This is a genomic window from Rhodanobacter sp. K2T2 (genome assembly GCF_013408815.1).
Classification (GTDB): domain Bacteria; phylum Pseudomonadota; class Gammaproteobacteria; order Xanthomonadales; family Rhodanobacteraceae; genus Rhodanobacter.
In genome coordinates, this window is the sequence record NZ_JACCCA010000001.1 from 258,554 (window position 1) to 275,152 (window position 16,599).

Here is a 16,599-nt window from a genome sequence, read left to right on the forward strand (position 1 = left end):
GATTGTTTGAACCGGCCGTGATCGCATGAACTATCCGCACCTGTTTGCCCCCTTGAACCTTGGCCACGTCACCCTGCCCAACCGCATCCTGATGGGATCGATGCACACTGGGCTCGAGGACAAAGCCAGCGATTACGATAAGTTGGCCGCCTATTTCGCCGAACGCGCCCGCGGCGGCGTGGGCCTGATGGTGACCGGCGGCATCGCCCCGAACATTCGCGGCTGGCTGAAACCCTTCGGCGGTCGCCTGTCGATGCCTTGGCACAAGCCGCGCCACCGCAAGCTGACCGATGCCGTGCACGCCGAGGGCGGGCTGATCTGCATGCAGATACTGCACGCCGGCCGCTACGGCTACCACCCTCTGTCGGTGGCACCCTCGAAGATCAAATCGCCGATCACGCCGTTCACACCGAGCGCGCTCAGCTCGCGCGGGGTTGAGCAGACCGTCAGGGACTTTGTGCGCTGCGCCAAGCTGGCGCAGGAGGCCGGCTACGACGGCGTCGAAGTCATGGGTTCGGAAGGCTATCTGATCAACCAGTTCATCGCCGCCCGCACCAATCAACGCAGCGATGCCTGGGGTGGCGACGCCGCACGGCGCATGCGCCTGCCGATTGAAATCGTTCGTCGCACGCGCGAAGCGGTGGGCAAGAATTTCATCATCATCTATCGCCTGTCGATGCTCGACCTGGTCGAAGGCGGCCAGGACTGGGACGAAATCGTCACGCTGGCCAAGGGCATCGAAGCGGCCGGTGCCAGCATCATCAATACCGGCATCGGCTGGCACGAAGCGCGCGTGCCGACCATCGTCACCAGCGTGCCGCGCGCCGGCTTCGCCTGGGTCACCAAGAAGCTCAAGGGCGAGGTCGCGATTCCGCTGATCACCACCAACCGCATCAACATGCCCGACGTGGCGGAAGGCATTCTTGCCGACGGCGCCGCCGATATGGTCTCAATGGCTCGGCCGCTGCTGGCCGACCCCGAGTGGGCGGTAAAGGCCAAGGCCGGACGTGGCGACCGCATCAATACCTGCATCGCCTGCAATCAGGCCTGTCTCGATCACGTCTTTCAGAGCAAACGCGCCAGCTGCCTGGTCAACCCGCGCGCCTGCCACGAGACCGAGCTGGTCATTGCACCCGCCTCGAAGCGCAAGCGCATTGCCGTGATCGGCGCAGGCCCTGCCGGCCTGGCCTGCGCCAGCACGCTGGGCCAGCGCGGCCATGCCGTGACGCTGATCGACAAGGCGCAGGAAATCGGTGGCCAGTTCAATTACGCCAAGCAGATCCCAGGTAAGGAAGAGTTTTATGAAACCCTGCGCTACTTCGGTCATCAGCTGACCGACCACGGCGTCGACGTGCAACTGGGCCAGACCGCGGACGCGGTCTCGCTGGTCGCCGGCGGCTACGACGAGGTGGTCATCGCCACAGGCATCACGCCGCGCGCGGTGAGCTTTCCCGGCAGTAATGATGCTCGCGTTCTGAGCTACCTGGATGTTTTGGCACGCCACGCGCCGGTCGGCGCAAAGGTCGCCGTGATCGGTGCCGGCGGCATCGGATTTGACGTGGCCGAGTTTCTCGTGGAAAACGCTCCCTCGGCCGCCACCGACGTGGCGCGCTGGACCCACGAATGGGGCGTGGACATGCAGCTGGCGCACCGCGGCGGCCTGCAGAAACCGCAGCCCGAAGCACCGGCTCGGCAGATCTGGCTGCTTCAGCGCAGCGAGGGCCGACCCGGCGGACGGCTCAACAAGACCAGCGGCTGGGTCCACCGCGCCACCCTCAAGGCCAAGCAGGTCCAGATGCTCGGTGGCGTCAGCTACGAGCGCTTCGACGACCAGGGCCTGCATATCACTGTCGGCGGCCAGTCGCAGATTTTGCCGGTCGACAACATCGTAATTTGCGCGGGTCAGGAGCCGAACCGCCGGCTGGCCGATGACTTGATCGCCGCCGGCATCCGGGTTCACGTCATCGGCGGTGCCGACGTGGCGGCCGAACTCGATGCAAAACGCGCTATCGCGCAGGGTACGCAGGTCGCCAGCCGGATGTAGCCGCCTCGGCGCGAGAGCTGCCGGTGGGCTGCCAAAAAAAAGAACGCCCCGCGTTTGTAACGCATCAACATGGGTCAGGGGGGAGATGACCAGATGTCGTATTTAGCGTTACCGCGGGGCGAGGGCCACCGCCGCTAGGGGGAGGGGAAGCGGCGGGACGAGCGGAAGTATGTGATCGACGCATCTAAGTATCCAATATATATTTAGGCCCTTACTTATTTGATAACGCTATAAATCAGCAATGTGTCGATATGTTTGATTTTCGCCAGCTGCGTTATTTCGTGGCCGTCGCCGAGGAGCTCAGCTTCACTCGCGCGGCGATCCGGCTGCACCTGTCGCAACCGCCGTTATCGCAGCAGATCCAATCGCTGGAACAGGATCTGGGCGTGCGACTGCTCGAGCGCAACAAGCGCAACGTCGCCCTGACCGAGCCCGGCAAGATTTTTTTGGAAGAGGCACGGCAGATTCTAGCCAAGGCCGATGAGGCGCGCAGCCACGTCGTCGCGGCGGCGGAAGGCCATAGCGGACAGCTACGCCTGGCTTACACGACGTCCGTCTCTTTCCATCCTGCGCTGCCGCAGACGCTACTGCGTTACGGGCAAATTGCGCCGAACGTGCGCCTGCAGCTGAGCGAGATGTACACCGAACCTCAATTCGCCGCGCTGCTGGCCGGTCACATCGACGTCGGTTTTGTGCGCGATGAACCGCTGCACGCCCAGGATGCGCGCAATTTACGGCTGCGCGTAATCGATCGCGAACCCCTGGTGCTTGCCGTGCCGATCGGCCACCGGCTGGCCGGCCGAAAAAGCCTGCGCCTGATCGAAGTCGCCGGTGACGCGTTTATTTCCCAGCCGCGCGAGCTTGCCGCCACGCTCTACGACAGTTTGGTCAAACTGGCGACGAAGGCGAGCTTCGAGCCACTGATCATTCAACAGGCCCAGCAGATCAATGGCCTGCTGGCACTGGTCGCGGCAGGACTTGGCATGGCGCTGGTGCCTGCGAGCATGCGCGCGGTGCGTCTGGCGGGAGTCAGCTATTTAGCGCTGGAGGATTCCGACGCCTATCTTCTACTGGCTGTGGCTTGCCGCGTCGACGACGACTCCCCTGCCCTTAGGCAATTTATGGCCACCGTGGCCGATGCGGTGACCGCCGTGCAAGGCTTGTGATAACCACGTAGCCCCGTTACACTTGCTGACTTAACTTTTGAATAGTGTCAGGAGCTGGCCGTGAAGGTGCTTAACTCTTTGAAGTCCGCCAAGGCGCGGCACCGTGACTGCAAGGTCGTTCGCCGTCGCGGCAAGGTGTTCGTGATCTGTAAGAGCAATCCGCGTTTCAAGGCTCGCCAGCGCTGAGTCCAGTCGGACCCACACGTTAGCGATGCAATGAAAAAGGCCGCGCAAGCGGCCTTTTTTTATGCCCATCGAAATGGCTTTCGCATGGCGAGACGCGGTTGCATCTCGCCATGTAAGTATCAGCTGTAGCGAACGCCGGTGATTTCGTAGTGTTTGACGCCATTGGGCGCAGTGAATTCAAAGCTGTCGCCCTCGTTCTTGCCGATCAGCGCGCGCGCGATCGGTGACGATACCGCAATCATGTGCAGCTTGATGTCCGCCTCCAGATCGCCGACGATCTGATAGGTCACCGCCGCTCCCGTGTCTTCGTCCTCCAGATCGACGATGGCACCGAACACCACGCGGCTGCCCGGATTGAGCTGGGTCACGTCGATCACCTCGGCATTCGACAGCAGGGATTCCAGTTGAGCGATGCGCCCTTCGGCAAAACTCTGCTGCTCGCGCGCCGCGTGGTACTCGGCATTTTCCTTCAAGTCACCGTGTGCGCGCGCCTCGGCAATGGCCGCGATGATTCGCGGCCGATCGACGAACTTCAGCTTCTCCAGCTCGCCGCGCAGGCGCTCGGCGCCTGCCTTGGTAATCGGTGGACGGCTCATGCGCTGAGCTCCTTGTGCAGTTCCTGCAGGCTGTGCACGTCGCCATCGCTGCGGAAATCCAGCGAATGGACCAGCGCGCGCGCGCCTGCCACGGTGGTGGAATACGTCACGCGATGCTGCAACGCTTCGCGCCGAATCGAGAACGAGTCGGCGATCGCCTGTTTGCCCTCGGTCGTGTTGACGATATAGACGATCTCGCCGTTCTTGATCAAGTCGACAATATGCGGTCGGCCTTCGAGCACCTTGTTGATGCGCTCGCAGATCACGCCGTGTTCGGCCAGATAGCTTGCTGTGCCCGACGTCGCCACCAGGTTGAAGCCGCGCGCCACGACCTCCTTGGCCACGTGCAGCAGGCGCTCCTTGTCGCTGTCGCGCACCGACAGGAACACCTTGCCGACCTTCGGCGGTTTGATGCCGGCCGCTTCGTGACCGCGCGCGAACGCGGCACCAAAGCTGCGACCCACGCCCATGACTTCGCCGGTCGAACGCATCTCGGGACCGAGGATCGGATCGACGTTCTGGAATTTCAGGAACGGAAAGATCGCCTCCTTGACCGAGTAGTACGCAGGGATGACTTCTTTCGTGGCACCCAGGCTGGCCAGCGTGCGGCCCGCCATCACGCGCGCGGCGATCTTGGCCAGCGGCACGCCGATCGCCTTGGAAACGAACGGCACGGTGCGCGACGCGCGCGGGTTCACTTCCAGAATGAATACCGTCTCGCCCTGAATGGCGAACTGCGTATTCATCAGGCCGATCACCTTGAGCTCGCGCGCCATCATGGTCACCTGACGCCGCATCTCGTCCTGAATCTCCGCGCTCAGCGAATACGGCGGCAGCGAGCAGGACGAATCGCCCGAATGCACGCCCGCCTCCTCGATGTGCTCCATGATGCCGCCGATCAGCACGTTGCCTTCGGCATCGGCGATCACGTCCACATCCACCTCGACCGCGTGGTCGAGGAAGCGATCGAGCAGCACCGGCGAATCGTTCGACACCTGTACCGCGTCACGGATGTAGCGCGAGAGGTCGGCATCGTCATGCACCACTTCCATCGCGCGGCCACCCAGCACATAGCTCGGACGCACCACCAGCGGATAGCCGATTTCGCGCGCCAGAGCCAGCGCCTCGTCGGCGTTGCGCGCCGTGCGGTTCGGCGGCTGCTTCAGGCCGATCTTTTCGATCATGTGCTGGAAGCGCTCGCGATCCTCGGCCAGATCGATACTGTCCGGGCTGGTGCCGATGATCGGCACGCCGGCCGCTTCCAGCGCACGCGCCAGCTTCAGCGGCGTCTGGCCACCGTACTGCACGATCACGCCCTTGGGCTTTTCGATGTGCACGATTTCCAGCACGTCTTCCAGCGTGAGCGGCTCGAAGTACAGGCGATCGGAGGTGTCGTAGTCGGTCGAGACGGTTTCCGGATTGCAGTTGACCATGATGGTCTCGTAGCCGTCCTCGCGCAGGGCCAGCGACGCATGTACGCAGCAATAGTCGAACTCGATGCCCTGACCGATCCGGTTCGGGCCGCCGCCGAGCACAATGATCTTGTCGCGGCTGGTCGGCGCGGCCTCGCACTCTTCCTCGTAGGTCGAATACATGTAGGCCGTGCTGGTGGCGAACTCGGCCGCGCAGGAATCCACGCGCTTGTAGACCGGCCGCACGCCCAGCGTATGGCGCAGATGGCGCACCGCCGCTTCGTCGGTATGGAGCAGTTCTGCCACGCGCGCATCGGAGAAGCCGAGACGCTTCAGCTCGCGCATGCGCGGCTCGTCGATCGCGGTGAGCCCCTGCTCGGCAATCTCCGTCTCGGTCAGCACGATGTCCTCGAACGCGGCGAGGAACCATGGATCGACGCGACTGAGGTTGTGCACTTCTTCCAGCGACAGGCCGGCACGGAACGCATCGGCCAGATGGAAGACACGGTCCGGCCGCGGCTCACGCAGCTCGCGTTTGAGCACGGCGAGACCGTCGTCGGTGCTGATATCCAGACCGGTCGGATTGAGGCCGGTCTTGCCGATCTCCAGACCGCGCAGCGCCTTCTGCAGCGACTCGTGGAACGTGCGGCCGATCGCCATCACCTCGCCGACCGACTTCATCTGCGTCGTCAGACGCGCATCGGCGGAGGGGAATTTCTCGAACGCAAAGCGCGGAATTTTGGTTACCACGTAATCGATCGAGGGCTCGAACGACGCCGGCGTAAGGCCACCGGTGATGTCGTTCTTCAGCTCGTCCAGCGTGTAGCCCACGGCGAGCTTGGCCGCGATCTTGGCGATCGGAAAACCGGTCGCCTTCGACGCCAGCGCCGAGGAGCGCGAGACGCGCGGGTTCATTTCGATGACCACCACGCGGCCATTCTCGGCATTGATACCGAACTGCACGTTGGAGCCGCCGGTATCTACGCCGATCTTGCGCAGCACGGCGATCGAGGCGTCGCGCAGGCGCTGGTACTCCTTATCGGTCAGCGTCTGCGCTGGCGCCACGGTGATCGAGTCGCCGGTGTGCACGCCCATCGGATCGAGGTTCTCGATCGAGCACACAATGATGCAGTTGTCCGCGGTATCGCGGACAACTTCCATCTCGAACTCCTTCCAGCCCAGCACCGACTCCTCGACCAGCACTTCACCCACCGGCGAGAGATCCAGGCCGCGCTTGACGATTTCCTCGAACTCTTCGCGGTTGTAGGCAATACCGCCCCCCGAGCCGCCGAGCGTGAAGCTGGGCCGGATGATGGTCGGATAGCCGACCTTGGCCTGTGTCAGCAGCGCTTGTTCGAAGGTGCGCACGACCTCGGCTTTGGGGCAATCCAACCCGATTTCCGCCATCGCGACGCGGAACAGCTCGCGGTCTTCGGCCATGCGGATCGCTTCGCGCGAGGCGCCGATAAGCTCGACGTTGTATTTTTCCAACACGCCATGATCGGCCAGATCCAGCGCGCAGTTGAGGCCGGTCTGGCCACCCATCGTCGGCAGCACCGCGTCCGGTCGTTCTTTGGCGATGATGCGCTCGACCGTCTGCCAGTTGATCGGCTCGATGTAGACCGCGTCGGCGGTTTCCGGGTCGGTCATGATGGTGGCGGGATTGGAGTTCACCAGGATCACCCGGTAGCCTTCTTCCTTCAGCGCCTTGCAGGCCTGGGCACCGGAGTAATCGAACTCGCAGGCCTGGCCGATGACGATCGGACCGGCGCCGATGATGAGGATGCTTTTTATGTCGGTACGCTTGGCCATCTCAGCGGGCCTCCTGCATAAGTGCCGCAAAACGATCGAACAGGTAGCCGATATCGAGCGGCCCGGGGCTGGCCTCCGGGTGACCCTGGAAGCAGAACGCGGGGCGATCGGTCAGCGCGAAACCCTGCAGCGAGCCGTCGAACAGCGAGGTATGGGTGACGCGCACGTTGGCTGGCAGCGTGGCCGGATCGACCGCGAAGCCATGGTTCTGCGAGGTGATCAGCACGCGACCGTCGTCGTGGTCTTTCACCGGATGGTTGGCCCCGTGATGACCGAACTTCATCTTCAGCGTGGAAGCACCGACCGCCAGGCCCATGATCTGGTGTCCGAGGCAGATACCGAAGAGCGGAATCTTCGCCTCCAGGAATTCGCGCGTTGCCGCAATGGCGTAATCGCACGCCGCCGGGTCGCCCGGGCCGTTGGACAAAAACACGCCGTCGGGCTTCATCGCCAATACGTCGGCAGCAGAGGTTTGCGCCGGCACCACGGTAACCTCGCAGCCCTGCTCGGCCAGCAGACGCAGGATGTTGAGCTTGGTGCCGAAGTCGTAAGCGACGACCTTGAAGCGCTTGGCCGGCTGGTTGAAGCGGGTGTTGTCGAGGTCGTAAACGCCCTCGTTCCAGACGTACGGCTTGGTGACGCTGACCGCCTTGGCCAGGTCCATGCCGTTCAGCCCGGGAAACGCGCGCGCCTTGGCCAAGGCCGCTTCCGCGTCGACATGCTCGCCGGCCATGATGCAGCCGGACAGTGCGCCCTTGTCGCGCAGGATGCGCGTGAGCCGACGCGTGTCGATACCCGCTATCGCCACGGTGCCATTGCGCTTGAGGTAATCGGGCAAGCTTTCGCTGCTGCGCCAGTTGCTGGCACGGCGAGGCACGTCGCGAACGATCAGGCCTGCCGCGTGCACCGCGTTGGACTCGGCATCCTCGGCATTGACGCCGGTATTGCCGATATGGGGATAGGTCAGCGTGACGATCTGGCGCGCGTAGGAGGGATCGGTGAGGATCTCCTGATAGCCGGTCATCGCCGTGTTGAAAACCACTTCGCCGACAGTGTCGCCAGTGGCGCCCACGGCGTAGCCGTGAAACACGCTGCCGTCTTCGAGGGCGAGCAGAGCGGAAATATGCATGAGGTGTCCGCCTTTTTGATGCAGCAAGACCCGCAAGCCGCGCCATGGCTGGCTTGTGGAGCTCGGGAGGGAAAGTATCTGGGCGGGTTGAAATGATAAGACGCAGCGTCCTTTCTGTCCACCTTACAAAGCATGAACCGCACAGGGAACTCACGTTATTTCCGGACCGGCGGGCGCTAAACTAACCGATATTTTCAGGGAGCCAGCCGTCATGAGCGCCGCCGTTCTGCTCGATCCCGCACGACTCGATCGTCCGGATACTACGGTTACGCAGCACCCGTTTCCCTTCATGGTTGCGCACGGTCAGCTGCCGGACGAGGCCCGCAACGAGCTGGACAAGGACTTCCCGCGCTATCCCAGCGCGGGATTTTTCCCTTACGACCCCAGCGACTGCGGCCCCAGCGTCAATGCGCTGATCGACAACATGACCTCTCCGGCGTTCGCCCGGGCGGTCGGCGAGCGGCTGGGCATCGACGATCTCGGCCAGTACCCGACCCTGGTCACGCTGTGCCGGCTGCTCAACAAGCGCCATGGCACCATCCACACCGACAGCAAGTCCAAGGTCGCCACCGCGCTGATCTACCTCAACACGCAGTGGCCGGACACCAGCGACGGCTGCCTGCGCTTTCTGCACAAGATCGACGACATCGACAGTATCGTGGTGCCGGAGCTGACGCCGCTGTATGGCGAATTTGCGGTATTCAAGCGTTGCGACAACTCTTTTCACGGCCACCTGCCGTTCGAGGGTGAGCGGCGCGTCATCCAGGTGGCGTGGCTGACCAGCGAAGAAGAGAAACTGCGCAAGACCAAGCGCGGCAAATTCTCGCGCGTGTTCAAGAAGCTTTTCGGCAGCCTGGATACCAAGCTCGGCGCCGGCCGCGATCGCAACGCTTCTCATCCGGACTAGGCAAGCTCGCGCAAGTCTCCCCGGTATTTGCGATGCTGGTCATCGATTGAAATACCAGCCCACGAACGCAGCGAACACGCCATACAACGCGCCCACCGGCAGCAGCCAGCGCGCGTCGACCCGGCCTCGCTGGAACAGCCACCACAGATAACCTATCGCTATCATGGTGAGCACGCCGGCTGCCACAAGCGGGGTGTCGAACAGCCACGGCGTGGCGAACAGAGCCAGCGAACTGGGAATGGTGGCCTGGATCATCATCGAGCCGGAAATATTGGCCAGCGCTAGCCGCTCTTTGCCCTGGCGCACCCAGATCAGTGCGTTCACGGTTTCGGGCAATTCCGTGGCGACCGGGCTCAGCACCAGGGCCACCAGATGCGCCGGCAGCGAAAACAGCGCACCGATGGCTTCGAGCTGGCCGACAAACAGTCGCGACGCGGCGGCGATCACTGCCAGGGCGATAAAGGTTTGTGCGACCACCCAGCGCATGGCCGGATCAAGCTGGGCCGGACGAAACTTCAGCGGCTCGAGTTCCTCGTCCTCCGGCGCGTGGTCGCCGCTGCGCATCTCGCGCCAGACGTACGTGCCGTAGGCGGCGAGAAACAGAAGGCCAAGCCAGGGCTTGATGGCAAAGGCAACCAGGCCCAACCCGAACTTCACCACGAAGATCGCGAGGAACCAGGATTGATCGCGCGCCAGTCGCTTGCTGTCGACGCGAATCAGCCGGTCGGACCGCTTGAGCCGGCGCAGGTGCAGCCACAGCGCACCCCCGACCACAGCGTAGGCGATCGTGGCCAGTACCAGCGGACCGCCGAGCGCAGCGCCCACGCCAATATCTCGTGCCTCGGGCGTCTTGCCGAAAATCACCGCGACAAAGGTGACCGCACTCTCGGGCAAGGCCGTACCGAACGCGGCCAGCACCGTGCCGGTAGCCGTGGAACTCAGCTTGAGTTTGCGCCCGAACCACTCGACGCCGTTGACGAAATACTCGCAGGCGAGATAAATCGCGACCGCCGAGCCAATGAATAACGCGAAAGTAAGCAGCATGAAATGCACGAGGGCCGGGCGAGCGGAAACCGATGGCGCATCGACACCGCTCGCCCGGCCGGGTGAGCATGTCGATGGCCAAAGGTCTCGCCGGGCGCAGCCGTCGCGCGAAGCGACGGCTTGCTGATCGCACCATGGTTCCGGAAAGTCCGGCCCCAATTGTGTTGATGCGAACGCCTCTGGGTACGAGGCTGGCTACTCCCCAATGACAAGGCCGTGATGCTAACGACAGCGGGCGCAAATCGCAAGGAATTACTCAGCGATCCGGTGGCGGGATGCAGCGCGCTAAGCGCTCACCGCGGCGTCGCGATGACGTCCTCAAGCCGCCACAGACCAGTGGCACGACCGCGCAACCACAGCGCCGCCTGCAACGCGCCCCGCGCAAAAATCGAACGATCCGTGGCCCGATGCGACAGCTCCAGCCGCTCGCCCTGCCCGATCACCATCGCCGTGTGCTCGCCGACGATGTCACCGCCGCGCACCACGGCAAAGCCGATCGAGCCTTCAACCCGTTCGCCCGTCCGACCTTCGCGTGTATAGACGGCTGCCGCATCCAGCGTCGTCTCTCGTGCCGCGGCGGCGGCATGTCCCAGCGCGAGTGCCGTACCAGAAGGCGCATCCTGCTTGCGGCTGTGATGCGCCTCCACAATCTCGATATCCCACTCGGGCAGACTCGCCGCCGCGTCGCGCAGCAGATGCGTCAGTACAGCCACGCCGAGGCTGAAATTGGCCGCGCGCAGCAGGGCGATGGTTTCCGTGGCTTTCTGCAGACGGGCTTCCAGCATCGAGTCCATACCGGTGGTGCCGGTGACCAGCGGCGTGCCGTTGGCGAGGCAATAGTCGAGCGTCGCGCTCAAACCGTGCGGACCGCTGAAATCGATCACCACATCGAGAGCCGGAGCATTCGACCAATCCTGCGCGTAACGGAGGGGATGCGTTCCATCAGGGAAAACCGGCTGGCCCGCGTGGGCCGATGCGGATGACACCACCGCATGGACCAGCTCGAACCGCTCGTCGCCATCGAGCAGGTCACGCAAGGCGGCGCCCATGCGACCGGACGCACCACTGATGCCGAGGCGGAGAGATTGAGTCACCGGCGCGCTCCCTATTTGTGTGTTGAACGATCCATCGTAGCGCGAGCGGCACAGCCGGCAGCAATCGCCAGGCCGCCGTTCGCAACGGCTCGATGGAGAGCAGCGGTTAAGCGGTGACCCGCGACCAGAATTCTTTGACGCCGTCGATCCAGCCCTTGGCGCGCGGCGTATGCCGATCGCCGTCGCTTTCTTCGAAGGTGGCCTCAAGCGCCTCGAACAGCTCACGCTGCGCCTTGGTCAAGCGCACCGGCGTTTCAACCACCACACGACAGATGAGGTCGCCATGTCGCGTGCTGCGCACCGACTTGACGCCGCGCCCACGCAGGCGGAACTGCGTACCGGTCTGCGTCTCGGCCGGAATGCTGATCGGCACCTCGCCTTCCAGCGTCGGCACCGGCAGCTCCACGCCCAAGGCCGCCTGCGTGAATCGGATCGGCAGCTCGCAATACAAATCGTTGCCTTCGCGCTGGAAGATCGCGTGCTCGCGCACCCGCACCTCTACGTAAAGGTCACCCGCCGGCGTGCCGCCCGGGCCCGCTTCACCTTGCCCGCTTAAACGGATGCGGTCGCCGTTGTCCACGCCCGCCGGAATCTGCACGGAAAGCGTGCGCGACTCTTCGATACGACCTTCGCCATGGCATTTCTTGCACGGCCTCTCGATGGCCTTGCCAGTTCCGCCGCAGTGCGGGCAAGCCTGTTGTACCGAAAAAATGCCGTTCTGCATGCGCACCTGGCCATGACCGCGGCAGGTTTTGCATTGCACCACTTTGCCGTCTTCCGAGCCGCTGCCGTTGCAGTGGTGGCAGTTGACCTGTGTCGGCACTTCGATTTGCCGGCTGACGCCGAAAACGGCTTCCTCCAGGTCGAGCTCGATGATGTAGCGAAGATCCGCACCGCGACGCTGACGACCACCGCTGTTGCGACCGAAAATGTCGCCAAAAATGTCACCGAAGATATCGCCCACGTCGCCGAAGCCGGCCCCGCCGCGCCCGCCGGCACCTTGCTCAAGTCCGGCGTGGCCGTACTGGTCGTAGATCGCGCGTTTCTGTGGGTCGCACAGCACTTCGTAGGCCTCCTTGGCCTCCTTGAATTTTTCCTGCGCGCCCGGGTCATCCGGATTGCGGTCCGGATGATATTTCATCGCCAGCCGGCGGAAGGACTTCTTCAGCTCGACGTCGGTGACGCTGCGCTCGACGCTCAGCACTTCGTAGTAATCACGCTTGCTCATTCATGCATCCACACTGCTTGCCGCTTGCCGGTTAAAGATCGAGCGATACTGCTCCAGATCCTCGTGTCATCAACGCCTTGCCCCTCAACACGAAGCCCGCGACGGGATGATCCCGGCACGGGCTGGTGTTGACGACCCTGCCGCATCTTTTGGAGATGGACGGCTGCCGATTATTTCTTATTTCTTCTCGTCTTTCACTTCGGTGAACTCGGCATCGACCACGTCGTCCGGCTGAGCCGAGCCGCCCGGCGCCGACTGTGAACCGGCATCGGCGTTACCGCCGGCCTGAGCTGCGGCCTGCAGCGCCTGCGCCGCCTGCTCCAACTTCTCGACCTTGGCGTCGATCGCAGCCTTGTCCTCGCCATCCTTGACCTTTTCCAGATCGGACAATGCGCCTTCGATCGTGCTGAGCTGATCGGCCGGAATCTTGCCGCCGTGCTCTTTCAGCGCGGTGCGGGTCGAGTGGACCAGCTGATCGGCCTTGTTGCGGGTAGCAACCAGCTCGTGGAAGCGCTTGTCCTCTTCTTTGTTCGCCTCGGCGTCGGCCACCATGCGCTGGATCTCGTCCTCGGACAGACCCGAGCCGGCCTTGATTTCGATCTTCTGTTCTTTGCCGGTCTTCTTGTCCTTGGCCGACACGTGCAGGATGCCGTTGGCGTCGATATCGAAGGTGACCTCGATCTGCGGCATGCCGCGTGGCGCTGCTTCGATACCGGACAGGTCGAACTTGCCCAGCGACTTGTTGGCGCTGGCGCGCTCACGCTCGCCCTGCAGTACGTGCACGGTCACGGCGGTCTGGTTGTCGTCGGCCGTGGAGAACGTCTGCGCGGCCTTGGTCGGCACCGTGGTGTTCTTCTCGATCAGCTTGGTCATCACGCCACCCATCGTCTCGATGCCGAGCGACAGCGGGGTCACGTCCAGCAGCAGCACGTCTTTGACCGTACCGCCCAGCACGCCGCCCTGGATCGCGGCGCCGACAGCGACGGCCTCGTCCGGGTTGACGTCCTTGCGCGGGTCCTTGCCGAAGAACTCCTTCACCGACTCTTGCACTTTCGGCATGCGGGTCTGACCACCGACGAGGATGACCTCATTGATGTCGGACACGCGCAGACCGGCGTCATTCAGAGCGGTGCGGCACGGATCGATGGTGCGCTTGATCAGTTCTTCGACCAGCGACTCCAGCTTGGCGCGGGTCAGCTTGATGTTGAGATGCTTCGGACCGGACGCATCGGCCGTGACGTACGGCAGATTGACGTCGGTCTGATGGTTGGACGACAGCTCGATCTTGGCGCGCTCGGCGGCATCCTTCAGACGCTGCAGGGCGAGCGGATCCTTGCGCAGGTCGATGCCCTGCTCCTTGTTGAACTCGTCGACGAGGTAATCGATGACGCGCATATCGAAATCTTCGCCGCCGAGGAAGGTGTCGCCGTTGGTGGCCAGCACTTCGAACTGCTTCTCCCCGTCGACTTCGGCGATCTCGATGATCGACACGTCGAACGTGCCGCCGCCGAGGTCGTAGACCACAATCTTGCGGTCACCGCCCTTCTTGTCCATGCCATAGGCCAGCGCGGCCGCGGTCGGCTCGTTGATGATGCGCTTGACGTCGAGGCCGGCGATCTTGCCGGCGTCCTTGGTCGCCTGGCGCTGGCTGTCGTTGAAGTAGGCCGGCACGGTGATCACGGCTTCGGTGACGGACTCGCCCAGATAATCCTCGGCGGTCTTCTTCATCTTCATCAGCACTTTCGCCGCGATCTCCTGCGGCGCCATCTTCTTGCCGTCAGAGGTCTGCACCCACGCGTCGCCGTTGTCGTGCGCGACGATGGCATAAGGCACGATGTTCAGATCTTTCTGGACTTCCGCGTCGGCGAACTTGCGGCCGATCAGGCGCTTCACCGCGTAGAAAGTGTTCTTGGGGTTGGTGACGCTCTGGCGCTTGGCCGAGGCGCCCACCAGCACTTCGCCGTCCTTGTTGAAGGCGACGATGGAGGGCGTGGTGCGATCGCCTTCCGAATTCTCGATGACCTTGGCCGTGCCGCCTTCCATGACGGAGACGCACGAGTTGGTGGTGCCCAAGTCGATACCAATGATCTTGCCCATGTCTACTACTCCGATATTTTTACTAGCGGCCCCCGCGGCCGCGACTGGTTATCAGGTGGGGGTGTGGCCCGGCGATTCAATGCCAGCAACGCCCTAAATGCGATTTCGATCCATTTGCCGGCGCCTCATTCAGCCAGGCGCCAGCCGGAAAAGTCCTAATCCTTCGCCACGGCGACCAGCGCCGGACGCAGCAAGCGGTCGTTCAATACGTAACCCTTCTGCAGCACGGTCACGACCGTGCCCGGTGCCTTGTCCGGCGCCTCGACCATGCTCACCGCGTGGTGGCGCTCGGGATCGAGCGGCTGACCGAGCGGATCGATCTGGACCATGCCGTTGTTCTCGCCGACTTTCAGCAGCGCCTTCAAGGTCAGGCTGATGCCTTCGCGCATCGAGGCCAGATCGCCGCCTTCCACCGCCAAGCCGCCCTCGAGACCGTCATACACCGGCAGCAGCTCGTTGAGTAGCTTTTCATTGGCGAAGCGGCGCGCCTGCTCCAGATCGCGCTGCATGCGGCGACGCTGGTTTTCCAGCTCGGCCCGCTCGCGCAATACGGTTTCGCGCAGCTCGGCGTGGCTGGCTTCCAACGTTTTCAGCTGGCTTTGCAATGCCTCCAGCTCGGCATTTTCCGATGCCGACTCGGCCGCAAGATCATCATGGCCATCCTGCGCGTCGTTGGACGCGTGCGGATCATTGTTATGCATTGAAAACACTCCCAGACTTTTCCATGGCCGGCACCGCTGCGGATGGCCGACCTTCGACAATTGGCGGGAAACCCGTATCTCCCGCTGCGGTTATAAGGCCGTCGTGGCGCGATTCAAGGCGTCACTGAGCAATGTGGCAGTCGCCTGCACGACCGGAATGACCCGATCGTAGGCCATGCGCGTGGGGCCAATGACCCCCACTGCACCCAATACGCGCCCCTGCGCGCCGTAGCTGGCGGTGACCACGCTGCAACCGTCCAGCGCGGTGAAACCCGATTCCTCGCCGATAAAAAGCCGTACGCCCGGCGCGCGGGCGCACACTTCCATCAGCTGCAGCAATTCGTTTTTCTGCTGGAATGCCTCGAACAGTTCGCGCAGTCGCTGCAGATCCGACAACTCCGAGTACGCCATCAGATTGGTTTGGCCACTGACCAGCACGTCGCTGCCGCCGGCCTGCGGCGCAAACGACGCAGTGGCCAGTTCCATCGTGCTGGACAACAGGCGATTGAGCTCGCTGCCGGCCTCGCGCAGCTCGGCCAGCAGGTGCGCGCGGATGTCATCCACCCGAAAACCGACGAACTGCGCGTTGAGATAATTCGCCGCCTCTTCCAGCTCGCGGCTGTCCAGCGGCTTGGCCAGCTGCACGATGCGGTTCTGCACCTGGTTGTCGGAAAACACCAGAATCACCAGCACGCGCGCGTCCGGCAACGGCACGAAATCGATATGGCGCAGCGGAAAGTCGGCCTGTCGTGGCACGGTGACCACGCCGGCAAAGTGCGTCATCGCCGACAGCAGTGTCGATGCGTTGCCGAGCAGGTCGAGCGTGTTGGTCGGCCCCGGCGGCAGCTCTCGCTGCAGGCGTGCCATCTCTTCCTGCGGCAGCGGCTGCAGTTCGATCAGGCTGTCGACAAACAGACGCAGCCCGCGCGGCGTGGGTACGCGCCCGGCCGAGGTATGCGGCGAGGACACCAACCCGGCGTCTTCGAGGTCGGCCATGATGTTGCGAATGGTCGCCGGGCTCACGTCCAGCCCCGACGAGCGAGACAGCGTGCGCGAACCTACCGGCTCGCCGTTGACCAGATACTGGGCGATCAGCGTACGCAACAGGCGTCGCGTGCGGGCGTCGAGATCGGGGCCGTGCGGATTGATCATGGGCTGTAGCAGTCCTTGAGACTGCACAGAA

At 63.4% G+C, this 16,599-nt stretch carries 13 protein-coding genes and 1 riboswitch; of the genes, 4 read left to right on the forward strand and 9 right to left on the reverse strand.

Features of this window, described 5'->3' with window-relative positions; all coding sequences use genetic code 11:
• Window positions 1-25 precede the first annotated feature (25 nt).
• The 3 genes from HDE78_RS01035 to ykgO all read left to right on the forward strand — a co-directional run bounded on the left by HDE78_RS01035 (window position 26) and on the right by ykgO (window position 3,396).
• Entirely contained in the window at window positions 26-2,044 is a 2,019-nt protein-coding gene (locus HDE78_RS01035) for an NADPH-dependent 2,4-dienoyl-CoA reductase (RefSeq protein WP_179476666.1), read from the forward strand.
• A 251-nt stretch (window positions 2,045-2,295) separates the two neighbouring features.
• On the forward strand, window positions 2,296-3,210 hold the full coding sequence (locus tag HDE78_RS01040) for a LysR substrate-binding domain-containing protein (protein WP_179476667.1): 915 nt from the start codon (window positions 2,296-2,298) through the stop codon (window positions 3,208-3,210).
• A 60-nt stretch (window positions 3,211-3,270) separates the two neighbouring features.
• Window positions 3,271-3,396 (forward strand): type B 50S ribosomal protein L36, encoded by a 126-nt coding sequence (ykgO, locus tag HDE78_RS01045; RefSeq protein ID WP_007508267.1) that lies wholly within the window; start codon window positions 3,271-3,273, stop codon window positions 3,394-3,396.
• A gap of 119 nt (window positions 3,397-3,515) precedes the next feature.
• Here the strand turns inward: ykgO and greA are convergent, their stop codons facing one another.
• Genes greA through carA form a run of 3 tightly spaced genes read right to left on the reverse strand, consistent with a single transcriptional unit; the run spans window position 3,516 to window position 8,345 of the window.
• Window positions 3,516-3,992: a transcription elongation factor GreA gene (gene greA / locus HDE78_RS01050; RefSeq protein WP_179476668.1), complete on the reverse strand. Its 477-nt coding sequence runs from the start codon at window positions 3,990-3,992 to the stop codon at window positions 3,516-3,518.
• Window positions 3,989-7,216 carry a carbamoyl-phosphate synthase large subunit gene (gene carB / locus HDE78_RS01055; RefSeq protein ID WP_179476669.1) on the reverse strand — a complete coding sequence of 1,076 codons (3,228 nt, stop codon included), beginning with the start codon at window positions 7,214-7,216 and terminating at the stop codon, window positions 3,989-3,991. Before carB ends, greA begins: the two co-directional genes overlap by 4 nt.
• A gap of 1 nt (window position 7,217) precedes the next feature.
• Window positions 7,218-8,345: a glutamine-hydrolyzing carbamoyl-phosphate synthase small subunit gene (gene carA / locus HDE78_RS01060; RefSeq protein WP_179476670.1), complete on the reverse strand. Its 1,128-nt coding sequence runs from the start codon at window positions 8,343-8,345 to the stop codon at window positions 7,218-7,220.
• A 211-nt stretch (window positions 8,346-8,556) separates the two neighbouring features.
• Here carA and HDE78_RS01065 point away from each other — a divergent pair, with 211 nt between their 5' ends.
• A complete protein-coding gene (locus HDE78_RS01065; protein ID WP_179476671.1) occupies window positions 8,557-9,252 on the forward strand; it encodes a 2OG-Fe(II) oxygenase in 696 nt (231 codons plus the stop codon).
• 39 nt (window positions 9,253-9,291) lie between these two features.
• Here HDE78_RS01065 and HDE78_RS01070 read toward each other — a convergent pair whose 3' ends face one another.
• From HDE78_RS01070 to hrcA, 6 genes are all read right to left on the reverse strand, one after another.
• Window positions 9,292-10,296 (reverse strand): sodium:calcium antiporter, encoded by a 1,005-nt coding sequence (locus HDE78_RS01070; protein ID WP_179476672.1) that lies wholly within the window; start codon window positions 10,294-10,296, stop codon window positions 9,292-9,294.
• Window positions 10,297-10,361: 65 nt separating this feature from the next.
• Window positions 10,362-10,515: riboswitch (yybP-ykoY riboswitch) on the reverse strand.
• Window positions 10,516-10,589: 74 nt separating this feature from the next.
• The gene (gene dapB, locus HDE78_RS01075; protein WP_179476673.1) at window positions 10,590-11,390 is read right to left on the reverse strand and encodes a 4-hydroxy-tetrahydrodipicolinate reductase; all 801 of its coding nucleotides are present in this window, start codon (window positions 11,388-11,390) and stop codon (window positions 10,590-10,592) included.
• A 106-nt stretch (window positions 11,391-11,496) separates the two neighbouring features.
• Window positions 11,497-12,618, reverse strand: coding sequence for a molecular chaperone DnaJ (gene dnaJ / locus HDE78_RS01080; RefSeq protein WP_179476674.1), 1,122 nt, complete (start codon window positions 12,616-12,618; stop codon window positions 11,497-11,499).
• Between the two features lie 177 nt (window positions 12,619-12,795).
• Entirely contained in the window at window positions 12,796-14,715 is a 1,920-nt protein-coding gene (gene dnaK / locus HDE78_RS01085) for a molecular chaperone DnaK (RefSeq protein ID WP_179476675.1), read from the reverse strand.
• A 155-nt stretch (window positions 14,716-14,870) separates the two neighbouring features.
• Window positions 14,871-15,416, reverse strand: a complete 546-nt coding sequence (gene grpE, locus HDE78_RS01090; RefSeq protein ID WP_179476676.1) for a nucleotide exchange factor GrpE — start codon at window positions 15,414-15,416, stop codon at window positions 14,871-14,873.
• A gap of 90 nt (window positions 15,417-15,506) precedes the next feature.
• Window positions 15,507-16,568 (reverse strand): heat-inducible transcriptional repressor HrcA, encoded by a 1,062-nt coding sequence (hrcA, locus tag HDE78_RS01095; RefSeq protein WP_179476677.1) that lies wholly within the window; start codon window positions 16,566-16,568, stop codon window positions 15,507-15,509.
• Between the last annotated feature and the right edge of the window lie 31 nt (window positions 16,569-16,599).

Coding starts and splice junctions, on each gene's coding strand:
- HDE78_RS01065 (WP_179476671.1), top strand. CDS start 8,557: ATGAGCGCCGCCGTTCTGCTCGATCCCGCACGACTCGATCGTCCGGAT.
- HDE78_RS01040 (WP_179476667.1), top strand. CDS start 2,296: ATGTTTGATTTTCGCCAGCTGCGTTATTTCGTGGCCGTCGCCGAGGAG.
- HDE78_RS01035 (WP_179476666.1), top strand. CDS start 26: ATGAACTATCCGCACCTGTTTGCCCCCTTGAACCTTGGCCACGTCACC.
- grpE (WP_179476676.1), bottom strand. CDS start 15,416: ATGCATAACAATGATCCGCACGCGTCCAACGACGCGCAGGATGGCCAT.
- carA (WP_179476670.1), bottom strand. CDS start 8,345: ATGCATATTTCCGCTCTGCTCGCCCTCGAAGACGGCAGCGTGTTTCAC.
- dnaK (WP_179476675.1), bottom strand. CDS start 14,715: ATGGGCAAGATCATTGGTATCGACTTGGGCACCACCAACTCGTGCGTC.
- carB (WP_179476669.1), bottom strand. CDS start 7,216: ATGGCCAAGCGTACCGACATAAAAAGCATCCTCATCATCGGCGCCGGT.
- HDE78_RS01070 (WP_179476672.1), bottom strand. CDS start 10,296: ATGCTGCTTACTTTCGCGTTATTCATTGGCTCGGCGGTCGCGATTTAT.
- greA (WP_179476668.1), bottom strand. CDS start 3,992: ATGAGCCGTCCACCGATTACCAAGGCAGGCGCCGAGCGCCTGCGCGGC.
- hrcA (WP_179476677.1), bottom strand. CDS start 16,568: ATGATCAATCCGCACGGCCCCGATCTCGACGCCCGCACGCGACGCCTG.
- dnaJ (WP_179476674.1), bottom strand. CDS start 12,618: ATGAGCAAGCGTGATTACTACGAAGTGCTGAGCGTCGAGCGCAGCGTC.